This is a genomic window from Erwinia pyri, assembly GCF_030758455.1.
Classification (GTDB): Bacteria; Pseudomonadota; Gammaproteobacteria; order Enterobacterales; family Enterobacteriaceae; genus Erwinia; species Erwinia pyri.
On the sequence record NZ_CP132353.1, the window covers coordinates 1,980,678 to 1,996,359 of the forward strand.

Genomic DNA, 15,682 nt, shown 5'->3' on the forward strand with positions numbered 1-15,682 from the left:
TAGAGGTAAGGGGCAGCCAGAGCCTCTCCTCATGGAATAATGCGTGCCGCCCTCAGCTGGGTAAACAGGGTGATAAACATCTCGTCTGTTTGCTGATAGCGCGTAAAGCCCGCCCGCCGCAGTTTGCTGCCATCACCAAACATGTCGTAATCCCAGCCTAAAACGAAATCTGCAAACTGGCCGTTGTTAAGCTGCAAAATATCCGTTTCCACCAGTTGCTTCTGCTCCGCCAGAGCACGCCACGCAGTGCGATAATCCCTGAACAGCTGCTGAAAAGAGAGCCTGACCGGCGGTGCGCACTCCAGTTCAAACCAGCGCGCAAATAGCGGCCACAGCTCACTCCAGCGCCAGACATCACCGTTATTTACATTGAAAGCCTGGTTTTTTGCCCCGGGCGCAGTCGCCGCCCACAGTGTGGCATCCGCCAGCAATCCGGCCTCAGTATGATCGACGATGCTGTGCCAGGTTTGTGCCGTGCCGGGAAAACGCAGCGGCAGCCCGTGCGCTTTGCACAACGAAGCATAGAGCGCAATGCTCAGCGCCAGATTCATTGCATTACCAGGCACTGCGCTGCCGACCACCCCGGGCCGCAAAGCCTGCCAGTGCCAGGCTTTGCCCTGCTGGCAATCACTCAGCCAGGCCAGCTGTGCGGCGTTAAACTCTGCGCCCGGTACGCCAGCATCGCTTTCACGCGCTGGTGTTTTAAAGGGGCCGAGATGAGCGCCATAAACTTTATACCCCTGCATCAGGCTTACATTTTCTAACGGGGCTATGTTCCCGATATTGTTGACCAGATTGCGCAGCATGGTGACATTTGGCTCAACCATTTCCGTCCAGTTCGCGGCGTTAATCCACGCGCTGTAGAAAATATGCGTGACGTTACTGAGCGGTTTAAGCATCTGAGTACTCTGCTGCGCATCAAGCAGATCAACATTAACCTGTTGAATCTCCTCCCTACGAATGGCGTGCTGACGCGAAAGGCTGATGACCTGCCACTTATTTTTCAGCAGAGTTTTGACCAGCTGACTACCGACAATGCCGCTACCGCCGGCAACCAGCGCGACTCTGGATTGATGGATTTGTGACATATTTTTTCTCCGAAGTGGGTGTCGGAGGCAGTGTGTTATATTTATTTATGCGTAAATATCCCCCTAAATTGATGTCACCTATAAGAAAAAACAGTAAATGAACAACAAGCTCAACGCGATCAATACCTTTCTGCGTGTGGCGGAAGCCGGTTCATTCTCCGCTGCGGCGCGTCAAACCGGCATGAAACAGTCTGCAGTCAGCCAGCAGGTTGCCGCGCTTGAGGCAGAACTTGGCGTGGTGTTGCTGCGCCGGACCACGCGGGTAATGGCGCTGACTGAGCAGGGGGAGCGCTATCGTCGGCAGATCCAGCCGCTTGTTGAAGCGATGCTTGAGGCGGAGAGTCAACTCCGTCCTGCGCAGCAGCAATGGCAGGGACGGGTGCATATGCAGTTGCCCAGCGGGCTTGGCCAGCTGTTTCTGCCTCATTTGCTGAACTTACAAAAGGCGAATCCGGGTTTACATCTGACGCTGGCGCTTGATGACCGGATAGCTGATTTGGTCAGTGAAGGCGTGGATGTCGCATTAAGACTCAGCAGTAAGCCGCCAGAGACGCTGGCTGCGCGAATGCTGGCGCGTATTGTCACGCCTCTTTTTGCCGCGCCTACTTTTGCATCCGTAAACACAGTGGCGGAACTGGCCATGCAGCCGCATGTCCGTTTTAGCAGCATAGCGCAGAGCGCGCCGTTGCGGTTAATAACGGAAAATAATGAATCCGTTGAGCTGGCAGTGAATACCGTGTTTCGCGCCAACAGCAGCGAAGGTCTGCTGCAGGCACTGCAGGCAGGGATCGGTATTGGCGGCATGCAATTACCCCTTGCCAGGCAGGCATTGCAATCCGGCGCCCTGGTTCAGGTACTTCCAGGCTATCGCCTGCCGGATCGCTTTCTCTACGCACTGTTTCCCGATGCACGTTTTATCCCGCAACGGGTCAGAGGCATTGTCGGGATGATTGAGCATTTGCTGCCCGATTTCACCAGGAGTCTCTGAGCAAAGCCTTAACAGCTATTGCTGCCTGCACTGTTTCATCTCCTGCATCCGGACAGGTGAAAGCTGTCAGGCTCCAGCACGGTGGGTATGCAGCGCAGCGGACCAGAATTCATTTTTGCATCTCGGACAATGCAGGGTGTGCTGCGCCTCAATACGCTGTGTTATGCCGCAATGATTACAGGCATAAACGTCTGTCACCGGCACGCAAAGAAAATCCTTACGATGGGCCGGTGGCAGAACGGAGAGACCGGGTCTGAGGTTGTCGCGGTCGAAAAAATAGATACTGATCTCACCATCAATTTCAAGGATGGCCAGTCGCACCTGACCGAGATGCTCGACGCCATTCTGGCGAAGCTCCATAAAAAATTCGTTTTCAGAAATATTATGCCTGTCCAGGCTCTCAAGTTCATACAGCCCGTCTTTAATCAGGGTCACAACATCGCCTTCAATCCAGCGTGAGAAACGGGGAATATGCGCGGTGAGAAAAGTGGTAAACCGGTAGAGAAAAAGCAGCACCACAAAAACCATGATCACCGGCAGCACCGGCACGTCATCGTAGAAGGTGACGTCGCCCGATGCCGATCCCAGCGTAAGAATGATCACCAGCTCAAAAAGAGAGAGCTGACGGATCCCCCGGCGGCCAGATATTTTCAGAAAGGTGAAAACAACGATATAGGCAATAAGTACCCGGAAAGCAACCTCGACCAGAAATGAGGCCTGCTGGTCATTAAGAAGAAAACGATGCCAGTCAAATGAGAACATAGACAGAACGGAAACCTTCGGAATTAAACGTGTTTTATTATGACATAAGCCTGAATGGCATCACACAGGCTTAAGGAGGGAGGTGAAGGCAGGAAGGCGGCAGTAAGGCTTCCGGGAAAAGATCGCTTCTCTGCTGAATAACGCCTCCAGTGGAGAACGCATCCCGGAACAGGGGGCTTTACGCCCCCCGCCAGAGAGTCACTCAGAAGCGCGTATCCACCGCTTCTGCTAACTCAGCAAGAACCTCTTCGCTGTCATCCCAGCCCAGACAAGGGTCGGTAATAGACTGGCCATAAACCAGCGGCTTGTCAGCTTCAACCTTCTGCGTACCTTCCTGAAGGAAGCTCTCAATCATTACGCCTGCCACAGCGCGTGAACCTTCGCGGATTTGCTGCGAGACAGAGGCCGAAACATCTTTTTGCCGACGATGCTGCTTCAGACAGTTGCCATGACTGAAATCGATAACCAGCTGTTCCGGAAGCCTGAACTCACGCAGCCGCGCCGCAGCCGCTGCAATATCTTCAGCATGATAGTTAGGCGCTTTTCCGCCACGCATAATGATATGACCGGAGGGATTGCCGCTGGTCTGGTAAATCGTCATCTGCCCATATTTATCGGGAGAGAGGAACATATGGCTGGCTCTGGCAGCGCGGATTGCATCCACGGCAATCTGGATGTTGCCATCCGTGCCGTTCTTGAATCCTACCGGACAGGAGAGAGCAGAGGCCATTTCGCGGTGGATTTGGCTTTCAGTGGTACGCGCGCCAATAGCGCCCCAGCTGATCAGGTCGGCAATAAACTGGCCCACCACCATATCCAGAAACTCGGTGGCAGTTGGCATGCCCAGCGCATTGATCTCCAGCAGCAGCCTGCGGGCAACTTCCAGACCATGGTTCACACGGAAGCTGCCGTTGAGATCCGGATCGGAAATCAGTCCCTTCCAGCCCACCACGGTGCGTGGTTTTTCAAAATAGGTGCGCATAACGATTTCAAGGCGTGAACGGTATTTTTCACGCAATACGTTGAGTTTGCGGGCATATTCCACCGCTGCTTCAGGATCGTGCAGCGAGCAGGGGCCAATCACAACCAGCAGGCGAGCATCTTCGCCAGACAGGATGCGGGCAATACGTTTGCGGGAATCGGTGACGTTGGTGGCGATAGCGGGAGTGATCGGCAGCCGTTTCGCCAGTTCATCAGGCGTAATCAGGCTCTCGATGCGCGCGGTCCGCAGCTCATCAGTTTTGTTCATAACCATCTCTGAAATTGTGTTCTTCGCAGCGGCAGGAGTACCGGGAAGTGATGGCGATCACAATAAACCAACCAGCGATGAATTCAACCGCTAACGCCCGTTAATCGGGCGTAACGCGATAAATATCACTTTTTAATACATCCGGCGGGTCAGGCCCATGATATCCAGTATTTTTGTGGCGATCTCTTCCACGGAATAATTTGTGCTGTTGAGATAACGGATTTGATTAGTGCGGAAAAGGGCCTCCACTTCTCCTACCTCAAGGCGGCACTGGCGCATAGAGGCGTAACGCGTATTCTCGGCCCGCTCCTGGCGGATGGCAGCCAGGCGTTCAGGATCGATCGTCAGACCAAACAGCTTGTTTTGAAAAGGCTTCAGCGCGGGCGGCAGCTTGAGATTATCCATATCATCGGCAATAAAGGGATAGTTGGCTGCGCGAATGCCAAACTGCATAGCCAGATAGAGACTGGTCGGGGTTTTACCACAGCGTGATACGCCCAGTAAAATGACCTGGGCATCCTCCAGCCCGCGCAGGGAGATGCCGTCGTCATGCGCCAGCGTATAATCTATCGCGGCTATACGGGCATCATATTTACCCAGATTATTCGCGGTTAACCCATGCGTCCGGTTGGCTATTGGCGCCGGTGCGATCCCTAGCTCCTGCTGCAGCGGCGCCACCAGTGACTGCACAATATCCTGGCAAAAGCCGTCGCTCTGCAAAATGATGTCACGAATTTCAGGGGTAACGATAGAGATGAAAACCAGCGGACGAACGCCGCTTTTCTGATGCAGCGCGTTGATCTGCGCTTTCACCGCCTGGGCACGCTGAACGTTTTCAACAAAGGGCAGCGTGACGCTGTTAATCCCCACGGGAAACTGAGACAGCACGGCATGCCCCAGGACCTCTGCGGTTATCGCCGTGCCGTCAGAGATATAAAAAACACTGCGTTCGTTGTTCACGTCCATTTTCACTCCAGCTTTTGGGTTGCGGTCAGCCTAAATTAATCCACACCTGAAAAGCAAATAGTGACGTCGCCAGCAAGACAAAATAAATAATTCATAAGATAATCATATGAACTTTTCATTTTTATAAAACAGGGCGAAAGTGAAAATCAGGCGTTTTATGAAATGATGTTTCTCTTTGTCATACCTAAAAATAGCCCTTAATAAGAAAAGCATTCTAATCAGGAATCATTTTCCCTTGCGCAAACGGATTTGCCCGCTAAAAAAGCGTTTTTCATTATCCCCATGAAATAAAAGTAATTATCTTATTTTTTCTCTTGCGCAACGGCCCGTTCCCGGGCGGAGTTATCCTAAAATTACCTTTTTAATTCGCTTGAACGATTCAACAGTTTCTTTCTGACACAGGAATGTGGCAGGCTCAAAACGTACGACTCTGTCCTCATATTCTTAATTAAATCGTAAAAGGATTGCTTCAATGTCCAATAAAGGCGAAGTGCCGCTTGTGCTCTGGTATAACCAACTTGGCATGAACGATGTTGATCGGGTGGGAGGCAAAAATGCCTCTCTGGGTGAAATGATTACTAATTTGTCCTCGCTGGGCGTCTCCGTTCCGAACGGCTTCGCGACGACCTCAGATGCATTTAATCAGTTCCTCGATCAGAGCGGCGTCAATCAGCGTATCTACGATCTGCTGGACAAGACCGATATTGATGATGTTGATGAGCTGGCGAAAGCAGGCAAGCAGATACGCCAGTGGATTGTGGATACGCCTTTCCAGCCTGCGCTGGAAGAGGCTATCCGTGAGGCTTATCAGCAGCTCTCTGCGGATGATGCCGAGGCCTCATTTGCGGTGCGCTCTTCCGCCACCGCTGAAGATATGCCCGATGCTTCCTTTGCGGGTCAGCAGGAAACCTTCCTTAACGTACAGGGATTTGATGCCGTGCTGATCGCGGTGAAGCATGTTTATGCTTCCCTGTTCAACGATCGCGCCATCTCCTACCGTGTGCATCAGGGTTACGATCATCGTGGCGTGGCGCTCTCGGCAGGCGTTCAGCGTATGGTGCGTTCCGATCTGGGCTCCGCCGGCGTCATGTTTACCATTGATACCGAATCGGGCTTCGATCAGGTGGTGTTTATCACCGCTGCGTTAGGGCTGGGCGAAATGGTAGTGCAGGGCGCAGTAAACCCGGATGAATTTTATGTCCACAAACCGACGCTGGCAGCAGGCCGTCCCGCGATTGTGCGCCGTAACATGGGTTCTAAAAAAATCCGCATGGTTTATGCCGACTCGCAGGAGCATGGCGAACAGGTGCGCATCGAAGATGTGCCGGAAGAGGAGCGCGACACTTTCTGTCTGACCAGTGAAGAGGTGGAAGCGCTGGCGGTACAGGCCGTACAGATTGAGAAACATTATCAGCGTCCGATGGACATCGAGTGGGCCAAAGATGGGCACACCGGCAAGCTGTTTATCGTCCAGGCGCGCCCGGAAACGGTCCGTTCTAACGGCCAGGTGATGGAGCGCTATACCCTGCAAGGTTCAGGCAAAGTGGTGGTCGAAGGGCGCGCAATCGGCCACCGCATCGGGGCTGGCGAAGTGAAGGTCATCCACGATATCAGCGAGATGAACCGCATTGAAAAGGGCGACGTGCTGGTCACGGACATGACCGACCCGGACTGGGAACCGATCATGAAAAAGGCGTCAGCGATTGTGACCAACCGTGGCGGGCGTACCTGTCATGCCGCGATCATCGCGCGTGAGCTGGGCATTCCTGCCGTTGTAGGTTGCGGTAACGCCACTGATATTCTTAAGGATGGTCACAAAGTCACGGTTTCCTGTGCGGAAGGGGACACAGGCTACGTCTATAACGAGCTGCTGGACTTTGAAGTGAAAAGCTCGCAGGTGGACAAAATGCCTGAGCTGCCGCTGAAGATCATGATGAACGTGGGCAACCCGGACCGCGCTTTCGACTTTGCCTGTCTGCCTAATGAAGGGGTGGGGCTGGCGCGCCTGGAGTTTATTATTAACCGCATGATTGGCGTGCACCCAAAAGCGCTGCTGGAGTTTGACCAGCAAACGCCGGAGCTGCAAAAAGAGATCCGCGCGCTGATGAAGGGCTTTGACGATCCGGTTGAGTTCTATATCGCTCGCCTGACCGAAGGGATCGCCACACTGGGGGCGGCGTTCTCACCGAAGCGTGTGATTGTGCGCCTCTCTGACTTCAAAACTAATGAGTACGCCAACCTGGTAGGTGGCGAGCGTTACGAGCCGGAAGAAGAGAACCCGATGTTAGGCTTCCGTGGCGCCGGTCGCTACGTGGCGGACAGCTTCCGTGACTGCTTTGCGCTGGAGTGCGCGGCCGTGAAGCGGGTACGTAACGATATGGGGCTGACCAACGTCGAAATTATGGTGCCGTTCGTGCGTACCGTTGCCCAGGCTAAAGCGGTGGTGGAAGAGCTGGAGCGTCAGGGGCTTAAGCGTGGCGAGAATGGTCTCAAGCTGATCATGATGTGCGAAATTCCTTCAAACGCCTTGCTGGCTGAACAGTTCCTGCAGTACTTCGACGGCTTCTCCATCGGTTCAAACGACATGACGCAGTTAGCGCTTGGTCTGGATCGCGACTCCGGCGTGGTTTCTGAACTTTTCGACGAACGAAACGATGCGGTGAAAGCGCTGCTTTCAATGGCTATTCGGGCGGCGAAAAAAGAAGGAAAATACGTGGGTATCTGCGGACAAGGTCCATCCGATCATGAAGACTTTGCAGCGTGGCTAATGGATGAGGGTATCGACAGCCTGTCACTAAACCCCGATACAGTAGTTCAAACCTGGTTAAGTCTGGCAGAAATTCCGGCGAAATAGCAGCATTCCTTATTTTAACCTTAAGAAGGCCAGTTAATCTGGCCTTTTTGCTTTGCTACAGGCAAAAAAAAGCCCATCACATGGGATGGGCAAAGACTACACACAGCAATTCTTTTACTTTACTCAGGGGAAAAAGGTTGTTTAGAAATCAGCAGTTTGATCGTAAACATGTGACTCATACTATTCAGACGGGCGGGGCGAGTCATTAAGAATCCTCTTATTAGTTTAAAACCTATAACCTTTTGTGACAGATTTCCCGGACGGAGCGAGTTAAAACTGTATGTAACGTAATCAATTGCCGTGCGTTACTGGCTAAAAGGTCAAAAAATGCGCTTTTCTGGTAAAAAACACTAATCAAAGTGTTTTAAGACGTGACGCACTTTTTTTTCACCAGAGAGCGGCCAGCGATGCCAGCCGCTAAGGAAAGGTTATTTTTCGGTCTGTTCTGCTTCAAATTCCGCCAGCTCTTCCACCACCATAAGAGGATCTTCTTCAGGCGCTGGCGCTTCATGTACCCATACGGAAACCAGGCGGTAGGAGACGGCAAGTACCACAGGCCCAATAAACAGGCCAATCATCCCAAAGGCTACCAGTCCACCGATGACGCCTGAGAGGATCAGGATCATTGGTAAATCTGCACCCATACGAATAAGCATGGGGCGCAGCACATTGTCCAGCGTTCCCACAATACAGCTCCAGATCAGCAGCACCGTGCCCCAGGTCGTATCTCCGCTCCAGTAAAGCCAGATAATAGCGGGCACCAGCACCACCAGCGGACCCAGCTGCACCAGACAGGAGAGGATCATCAGTACCGTCAGTACGGTGGCGTAAGGAATGCCGGAGACCGCCAGGCCAATGCCGCCTAATACTCCCTGCACCAGCGCGGTTACCACTACACCCAGCGCCACCGCCCGGATGGCCTGACCAGCAAGCAGAACAGCGGCATCACCCCGACGTGAAGCGAGCCTGAAGGCGAAATGACGGATACCTTGCCCGACCTGCTCGCCTCGCCAGTAAAGCAGCACGCTGAATAACAACATCAGGCCGAGATGCATCAGGAAGCGGCCAAAATGCCCCGCCTGAGCAAACAGGAACCCGCTGGTGCGGCCTATATAGGGCTGAACCGTGGTCATCAGGGCGGTGCCGCCGCCCTGCACCAGATGGTGATAAGCGGAGTAAATTTTTCTGCCAGCCAGCGGAATACTCTTCAGCCAGTGCATATCCGGCAGCAGAATATGCCCGGAAGAGGCCCAGGCAATCACCGGCCCGCTGTTCTCAATCAGGCCGTTAACCAGAAGCGCTACAGGAATAATGAAGAGCAGGATCAGCAGAACCGTCATGGCGATCACCGCCAGCGAGCGTCGGCCCCACAGGAGTTCCTGGATCTTGATCATCAGGGGCCAGGTGGCAATCACCACCATACTGGCCCAGGCAAAGCCCAGCACAAAGGGCTGAACCACCCACAAACAGGCCACAATCATTATGATAATAAACATCAGGGAGAAGACGATCTGCTGCAAATCCCATCCTGTATGCACGTTCTTCATGGTTATTACGGTACCTTCAGTGTGAAATCAGTGCGGGTAAATCCTGACAGACCCCTTGTCTGTACAGATATTCCTCCAGCTTTGCGTATTAAACGCGTTTTCACCGGAAACACCACGCTAATCTTTTTACACCGGTTTTGAAATCGCGACAGGCCATAAAAAAGTGTGATAAAAACAAGGCGTGAGTTTCTCTATACACAACATCTGGTCACCCGATAATGATCCCACAGATTTCCCAGGCACCCGGCCTCGTTCAGCTGGTGCTCAATTTTTTGCAGGCGTTGGAGCAGCACGGATTTACAGGCGACACCGCCACCAGCTATGCCGATCGCCTTACGATGTCCACCGACAACAGTATCTATCAGCTTCTTCCGGATGCGGTGCTGTTTCCCCGCTCCACGGCCGATGTCGCCCTGATTGCCCGGCTGGCGGCTGAAGAGCGCTTTACCAGCCTGATCTTTACCCCCAGAGGCGGCGGTACCGGCACCAACGGACAATCTCTGAATCAGGGGATCGTGGTTGATCTGTCGCGCCATATGAACCGCATTCTTGAGATTAATGTCGAACAGGGTTGGGTTAAAGTTGAAGCAGGCGTAATCAAAGACCAGCTCAATGCGTTCCTCAAGCCCTACGGCTATTTCTTTTCGCCTGAACTCTCCACCAGTAACCGGGCTACCCTTGGCGGCATGATCAACACCGATGCTTCAGGACAGGGGTCGCTGGTGTATGGCAAGACCTCCGATCATGTCACTGGCCTGCGCGCCGTATTGCTTGGCGGCGATATCCTCGACACGCGCCCGGTTCCCGTTGCGCTGGCTGAGGAGCTGGCGCAGGAGCAGAGCCGGGAAGGGAGCATTTATCGTACCGTGCTGGAGCGCTGCCGCGACCGCCATCAGACCATCAGGGAGAGTTTCCCCAGGCTTAACCGTTTCCTGACCGGTTACGATCTCCGGCATGTGGTCAGCGACGATCTGCAGCATATCGACCTGACGCGTATCCTCTGCGGCGCAGAAGGGACGCTTGCCTTTATTGCTGAAGCGCGTCTGAACATTACGCCAATCCCGGCAGTTCGCCGGCTGGTGAACATTAAATATGACTCTTTTGACTCTGCTCTGCGCAGCGCGCCTTTTATGGTGGAAGCGAAAGCGCTGTCGGTGGAAACCGTCGATTCGAAAGTGCTTAACCTGGCGCGCGAGGATATCGTCTGGCATTCGGTCAGGGAGCTGATTACTGATGTGCCGGATCGGGAGATGCTCGGGCTGAATATCGTTGAGTTTGCCGGAGACGACAGGGCGTTGATCGATGCTCAGATGGCGGCGCTCTGTCAGCGCCTTGACAGCCTGATGAGCAACAATGAGGCGGGCATCATCGGCTATCAGCTCTGCGACGATCTCAACGGCATTGAGCGCATCTACGCGATGCGCAAAAAAGCCGTTGGTCTGCTGGGTAATGCAAAGGGGCTGGCCAAACCGATTCCTTTTGTCGAGGATACCTGCGTGCCGCCCCAGCATCTTGCGGATTACATCGTCGAATTCCGTGCGCTGCTGGATAACCATAACCTGAGTTATGGCATGTTTGGGCATGTGGATGCTGGCGTACTGCACGTGCGCCCGGCGCTGGATATGTGTGACCCTCACCAGGAGATGCTGATGAAGCAGATCTCCGACGAAGTGGTGGCGCTGACGGCCCGTTATGGCGGCCTGCTCTGGGGAGAGCATGGTAAAGGCTTTCGCGCGGAATACAGCCCGGCTTTCTTCGGGGAAGAACTCTTCAACGACCTGCGTCGGATCAAAGCGGCGTTTGATCCCGCAAACCGTCTTAACCCCGGTAAAATTTGTACGCCATTCGGCGTAGATGAGCCGATGATGCAGGTCGATGCGCAGAAGCGCGGCACCTTTGACCGCCAGATCCCGGTTAACGTCCGCACTGACTGGCGTGGCGCGATGGAATGCAACGGCAACGGGCTTTGCTTTAATTTTGACGTTAAAAGTCCGATGTGCCCGTCGATGAAAATTACCGGCAACCGTATTCACTCGCCAAAAGGACGCGCTACGCTGACCCGTGAATGGCTGCGTCTGCTGGCAGAGCAGGGCGTTGACCCGCTGGCGCTGGAGCGAAGCCTGCCGGAAGCAAAAGTCTCGCTGCGTGGCATGATAGAGCGCACTCGCAACAGCTGGTATGCAAAGCGCGGCGAATATGATTTCTCCCATGAGGTAAAAGAGGCGATGTCCGGCTGTCTCGCCTGTAAAGCCTGCTCGACCCAATGCCCAATCAAAATTGATGTGCCTGGTTTCCGCTCCCGCTTCCTGCAGCTCTATCACACCCGCTATCTGCGTCCGGCAAGTGACTACCTGGTCGGCAGCGTGGAAAGCTATGCGCCGGTGATGGCGAAGGCGCCCGCGTTCTTCAATTTCTTTTTGCGTCAGCCGCTGGTCAGAGAGATGAGTAAGCGTCATATCGGCATGGTGGATTTGCCGTTACTCTCTTCTCCTAACCTGAAAAAACAGCTGGCCGGGCAGCCTGCGATGAAAACCACGCTGGAACAGCTGGAGGCGATGAGTCCCGCCGCGCGTGAGCGCTATGTGCTGGTGGTACAGGATCCGTTCACCAGCTACTACGAAGCGCAGCTGGTAACCGATTTTGTCCGTCTGATTGAAAAACTCGGCTACCACCCGGTGGTGTTGCCTTTCTCTCCCAACGGGAAAGCGCAGCATGTGAAAGGCTTCCTGCAGAGTTTTGCACGCACGGCGAAAAAGACGGCGGATTTCCTTAACCGGGTAGCGCAACTGGGGCTGCCTATGGTGGGCGTGGATCCCGCGCTGGTGCTCTGTTATCGCGAAGAGTACAGAGAGATCCTGGCAGGCGAACGCGGAACGTTTCACGTTCAGTTAGTCCATGAGTGGCTGCAACAGGCACTTCCTGCACAGGAAAAGCCTCAGGCCAGCGGTGAAGCCTGGTATCTGTTTGGCCACTGCACTGAATTGACCGCACTGCCAGCTTCCACCAAACAGTGGGAGAGCATTTTTGCCCGCTTTGGCGCGAAGCTGGAAAACATCAGCGTGGGGTGCTGCGGCATGGCAGGCACCTACGGCCATGAAAGTAAGAACCTGGAAAACTCACTGGGGATCTATGAACTCTCCTGGCATCAGGCGCTGCAAAAGCTGCCGCGTCAGCGCTGTCTGGCTACCGGCTACTCCTGCCGCAGCCAGGTGAAGCGCGTGGAGGGGAACGGTATGCGTCATCCATTGCAGGCTCTGCTGGAGATAGTGTAATGATCTGGAAGCGTCAGGTTTCGTTAGAACAACTCAATCAGCGTAGTCAGGGAACGCTGGTGGCGCATCTGGGCATTCTTTTTACAGCGATGGACGATCGGTCATTAACGGCCACGCTGCCGGTTGATGGCCGAACCCGGCAGCCCTTTGGCCTGCTTCACGGCGGCGCTTCTGCCGCTCTGGCTGAGACGCTGGGCTCAATGGCAGGCTATCTCTGTACGGAAGGGGATGACTTTATCGTGGGCGTGGAAATCAATGCCAGTCATCTTCGCGCCGTGCGCGAGGGTGAGGTAAGAGGGGTATGCCAGGCCCTTCATCTTGGGCGACGCCATCAGGTCTGGCAGATTGAGATCTTCGACCCCGGGCAGCGCTTATGCTGCACCTCTCGTTTGACCACCGCAGTGATGTCAGGCAAGGGAAAAGAGTGATATACTTCCCGGCCTTTAAAATCGCCTCCTGACGCCTCACATTATCCAGGACGCGTGCTTAACGAAGTCGTTCTGGAGTCTTGTTGCTTAATTCTGCTCTCCGCTGAGGGCAGGATCATTAAATTTACGCAGCTCCCCGATGGTGCACCAGGCGTTTTAGTCTGGCTTGCGCCATGTAGTCATCAACGGTGATATCGCGGATTGAGTACCTGTATTGATCAATTTTCTGTTGTAGCCAGGCGTTTATCGAAAGCGCCATGTCACGGTCTGCTCGTTAATGATAATCATTATCATAGAGTAACTGGCATAATATTCAACGGCGCTGGCAATTATTTTTACCCATAAATGCTGCCTCTCAGAAAAATTGGTAATAACGATAATTGGCGCAGCTGAAAGAGGTAAAATGAGTATTATTCCTGTTTAGCATTTTCGCGGCTGGATTTACTGACCTGTTTTCAATGTGTTACCATTTCGTTAAATCGACGCGTGACACCGATCGCATTCCTTCTTACAGGGTCTAAACTCAATAAAGAGGGCCGAAAAACCCCGTTTGGCCTTAATCCCTGCAAAACAAGAGGTTGAAGCGATATTCATTATCACTAACATAGAGGTATTAGCCCACAGGGCTATCGACTCACGAGGTAATGTTATGCCATCAGCAACTACGGCTTCTTTTTCTCCCGACGACTATGTCTGGAAAGGACTGACGCTCACTGACAGCGCCGCAAAACAGATCATTGCGCTAGCGGGCAATGACCCTCATGTGAAAGGCCTGAAGCTCGGCGTGAAAACGTCGGGCTGCGCCGGTTTCGGCTACACCATGGATTTGGTGAAAGAGCCCGCCGACGATGATTTGGTCTTCACCAACCAGGGCGCACATCTCTATGTGCCCCTGCAGGCCATGCCTTTCATCGACGGTACTGAAGTGGATTTCGTCCGTGAAGGTCTGAACCAGATTTTCAAATTTAATAATCCTAAAGCTCAACACGCCTGTGGCTGTGGTGAGAGCTTTGGCGTTGAGTAAAATTTATGTCCCGAAACACTGATACATCGGATGATGTGCAGGTCTGGGAAGGAAACCAGAAATACAAAGAAGGTTTCTTCACTCAGCTGCAGACCGAAGAGTTTGAACACGGCATCAGCGAAGACGTTGTGCGTGCTATCTCAGCCAAACGTAACGAGCCAGAGTGGATGCTTGAATTCCGCCTGAAGGCGTATGCGGCGTGGCTGGAGATGGAAGAGCCGCACTGGCTGAAAGCTAACTATAAATCGCTTAACTATCAAGATTATAGTTACTATTCAGCGCCGTCGTGCGGCAACTGTGATGACAGTTGCGCCTCTGAACCCGGCGCGCAACAGGCTTCGGGATCGACCCCTGCGAACTACCTGACTGAAGAAGTGGAGAACGCCTTTAAACAGCTCGGCGTACCGGTTCGTGAAGGTCAGGAAGTCGCTGTGGATGCCATCTTTGACTCGGTGTCAGTCTCTACTACTTACCGTGGCAAGCTGGCAGAGCAGGGGATCATCTTCTGCTCATTTGGTGAAGCCATCCACGATCATCCGGAACTGGTTAAACAGTATCTGGGTACCGTGGTGCCCGCTAACGACAACTTCTTTGCGGCGCTGAACTCTGCCGTGGCCTCTGACGGGACTTTTGTCTATATCCCGAAAGGGGTTCGCTGCCCGATGGAGCTCTCTACCTATTTCCGTATCAATGCGGCGAAAACAGGTCAGTTCGAGCGTACCATCCTGATTGCCGATGAAGGCAGCTATGTCAGCTACATCGAAGGCTGTTCTGCTCCGGTGCGTGACACCTACCAGCTGCATGCGGCGGTGGTTGAAGTCATCATCCATAAAGATGCGGAAGTGAAGTACTCCACCGTACAGAACTGGTTCTCCGGCGGCGAGTCTGAAGGCGGTATTCTGAACTTCGTGACCAAACGCGCGCTGTGCGAAGGTGAAAACAGCAAGATGTCCTGGACGCAGTCTGAGACTGGCTCAGCGATCACCTGGAAATACCCAAGCGTTATCCTGCGTGGCGACAATTCGGTGGGTGAGTTCTTCTCCGTAGCGTTGACCAGCGGCCATCAGCAGGCGGATACCGGCACCAAGATGATCCACATTGGTAAAAACACCAAGTCGACCATCATCTCCAAAGGGATTTCAGCCGGGAAAAGCCAGAATACCTACCGTGGCCTGGTAAAAATCATGCCTACGGCAACCAACGCGCGAAACTTCACCCAGTGTGACTCGATGCTGATTGGTGCCGACTGCGGCGCCCACACCTTCCCGTACGTTGAGGTGCGCAACAACACTGCTCAGTTGGAGCATGAAGCGACCACCTCCAGAATTGGTGAAGATCAGATGTTCTACTGCCTGCAGCGTGGGATCAGCGAAGATGATGCTATCTCCATGATTGTGAACGGCTTCTGTAAGGATGTCTTCTCTGAGCTGCCGCTGGAATTCGCGGTGGAAGCGCAGAAACTGCTGGCGATCAGCCTTGAACACAGCGTGGGCTAACCCCCCGC

The 15,682-nt window shown here is 53.6% G+C and carries 11 protein-coding genes and 1 other RNA gene; 6 read left to right on the top strand and 6 right to left on the bottom strand.

The genetic code is table 11. From position 1 onward, the window contains the following. Positions 1–29 precede the first annotated feature (29 nt). Positions 30–1,088 (bottom strand): SDR family oxidoreductase, encoded by a 1,059-nt coding sequence (locus Q3V30_RS09200; RefSeq protein WP_306212605.1) that lies wholly within the window; start codon positions 1,086–1,088, stop codon positions 30–32. 97 nt (positions 1,089–1,185) lie between these two features. Between Q3V30_RS09200 and Q3V30_RS09205 the strand changes: the two genes are divergently transcribed. Continuing rightward, positions 1,186–2,076: a LysR family transcriptional regulator gene (locus Q3V30_RS09205; protein WP_306212607.1), complete on the top strand. Its 891-nt coding sequence runs from the start codon at positions 1,186–1,188 to the stop codon at positions 2,074–2,076. 66 nt (positions 2,077–2,142) lie between these two features. Here Q3V30_RS09205 and Q3V30_RS09210 read toward each other — a convergent pair whose 3' ends face one another. The 3 genes from Q3V30_RS09210 to ppsR all read right to left on the bottom strand — a co-directional run bounded on the left by Q3V30_RS09210 (position 2,143) and on the right by ppsR (position 5,053). Further along, complete coding sequence (locus tag Q3V30_RS09210) at positions 2,143–2,838, bottom strand: DUF421 domain-containing protein (RefSeq protein ID WP_306212609.1); 696 nt, start codon at positions 2,836–2,838, stop codon at positions 2,143–2,145. A 202-nt stretch (positions 2,839–3,040) separates the two neighbouring features. Next, positions 3,041–4,087, bottom strand: a complete 1,047-nt coding sequence (locus Q3V30_RS09215; RefSeq protein WP_306212611.1) for a 3-deoxy-7-phosphoheptulonate synthase — start codon at positions 4,085–4,087, stop codon at positions 3,041–3,043. A gap of 132 nt (positions 4,088–4,219) precedes the next feature. Then, positions 4,220–5,053 carry a posphoenolpyruvate synthetase regulatory kinase/phosphorylase PpsR gene (ppsR, locus tag Q3V30_RS09220; RefSeq protein WP_306212613.1) on the bottom strand — a complete coding sequence of 278 codons (834 nt, stop codon included), beginning with the start codon at positions 5,051–5,053 and terminating at the stop codon, positions 4,220–4,222. Positions 5,054–5,525: 472 nt separating this feature from the next. Between ppsR and ppsA the strand changes: the two genes are divergently transcribed. Continuing rightward, positions 5,526–7,907 (top strand): phosphoenolpyruvate synthase, encoded by a 2,382-nt coding sequence (ppsA, locus tag Q3V30_RS09225; RefSeq protein WP_306212615.1) that lies wholly within the window; start codon positions 5,526–5,528, stop codon positions 7,905–7,907. A 61-nt stretch (positions 7,908–7,968) separates the two neighbouring features. Here the strand turns inward: ppsA and rprA are convergent. Both rprA and ydiK read right to left on the bottom strand, forming a co-directional pair. After that, positions 7,969–8,079: antisense sRNA RprA (rprA, locus tag Q3V30_RS09230), an RNA gene on the bottom strand. A 256-nt stretch (positions 8,080–8,335) separates the two neighbouring features. Continuing rightward, complete coding sequence (gene ydiK, locus Q3V30_RS09235; protein ID WP_306212617.1) at positions 8,336–9,454, bottom strand: AI-2E family transporter YdiK; 1,119 nt, start codon at positions 9,452–9,454, stop codon at positions 8,336–8,338. A gap of 218 nt (positions 9,455–9,672) precedes the next feature. Here ydiK and ydiJ point away from each other — a divergent pair, with 218 nt between their 5' ends. From ydiJ to sufB, 4 genes are all read left to right on the top strand, one after another. Next, positions 9,673–12,726: a D-2-hydroxyglutarate dehydrogenase YdiJ gene (gene ydiJ / locus Q3V30_RS09240; RefSeq protein ID WP_306212619.1), complete on the top strand. Its 3,054-nt coding sequence runs from the start codon at positions 9,673–9,675 to the stop codon at positions 12,724–12,726. Next, a complete protein-coding gene (locus Q3V30_RS09245) occupies positions 12,726–13,154 on the top strand; it encodes a hotdog fold thioesterase (protein ID WP_306212621.1) in 429 nt (142 codons plus the stop codon). Before ydiJ ends, Q3V30_RS09245 begins: the two co-directional genes overlap by 1 nt. Before the next feature lie 649 nt (positions 13,155–13,803). After that, positions 13,804–14,178, top strand: coding sequence for a Fe-S cluster assembly scaffold SufA (sufA, locus tag Q3V30_RS09250; RefSeq protein WP_306212623.1), 375 nt, complete (start codon positions 13,804–13,806; stop codon positions 14,176–14,178). 5 nt (positions 14,179–14,183) lie between these two features. Next, positions 14,184–15,674, top strand: a complete 1,491-nt coding sequence (gene sufB / locus Q3V30_RS09255; protein ID WP_306212625.1) for a Fe-S cluster assembly protein SufB — start codon at positions 14,184–14,186, stop codon at positions 15,672–15,674. The last annotated feature ends 8 nt before the right edge of the window (positions 15,675–15,682 follow it).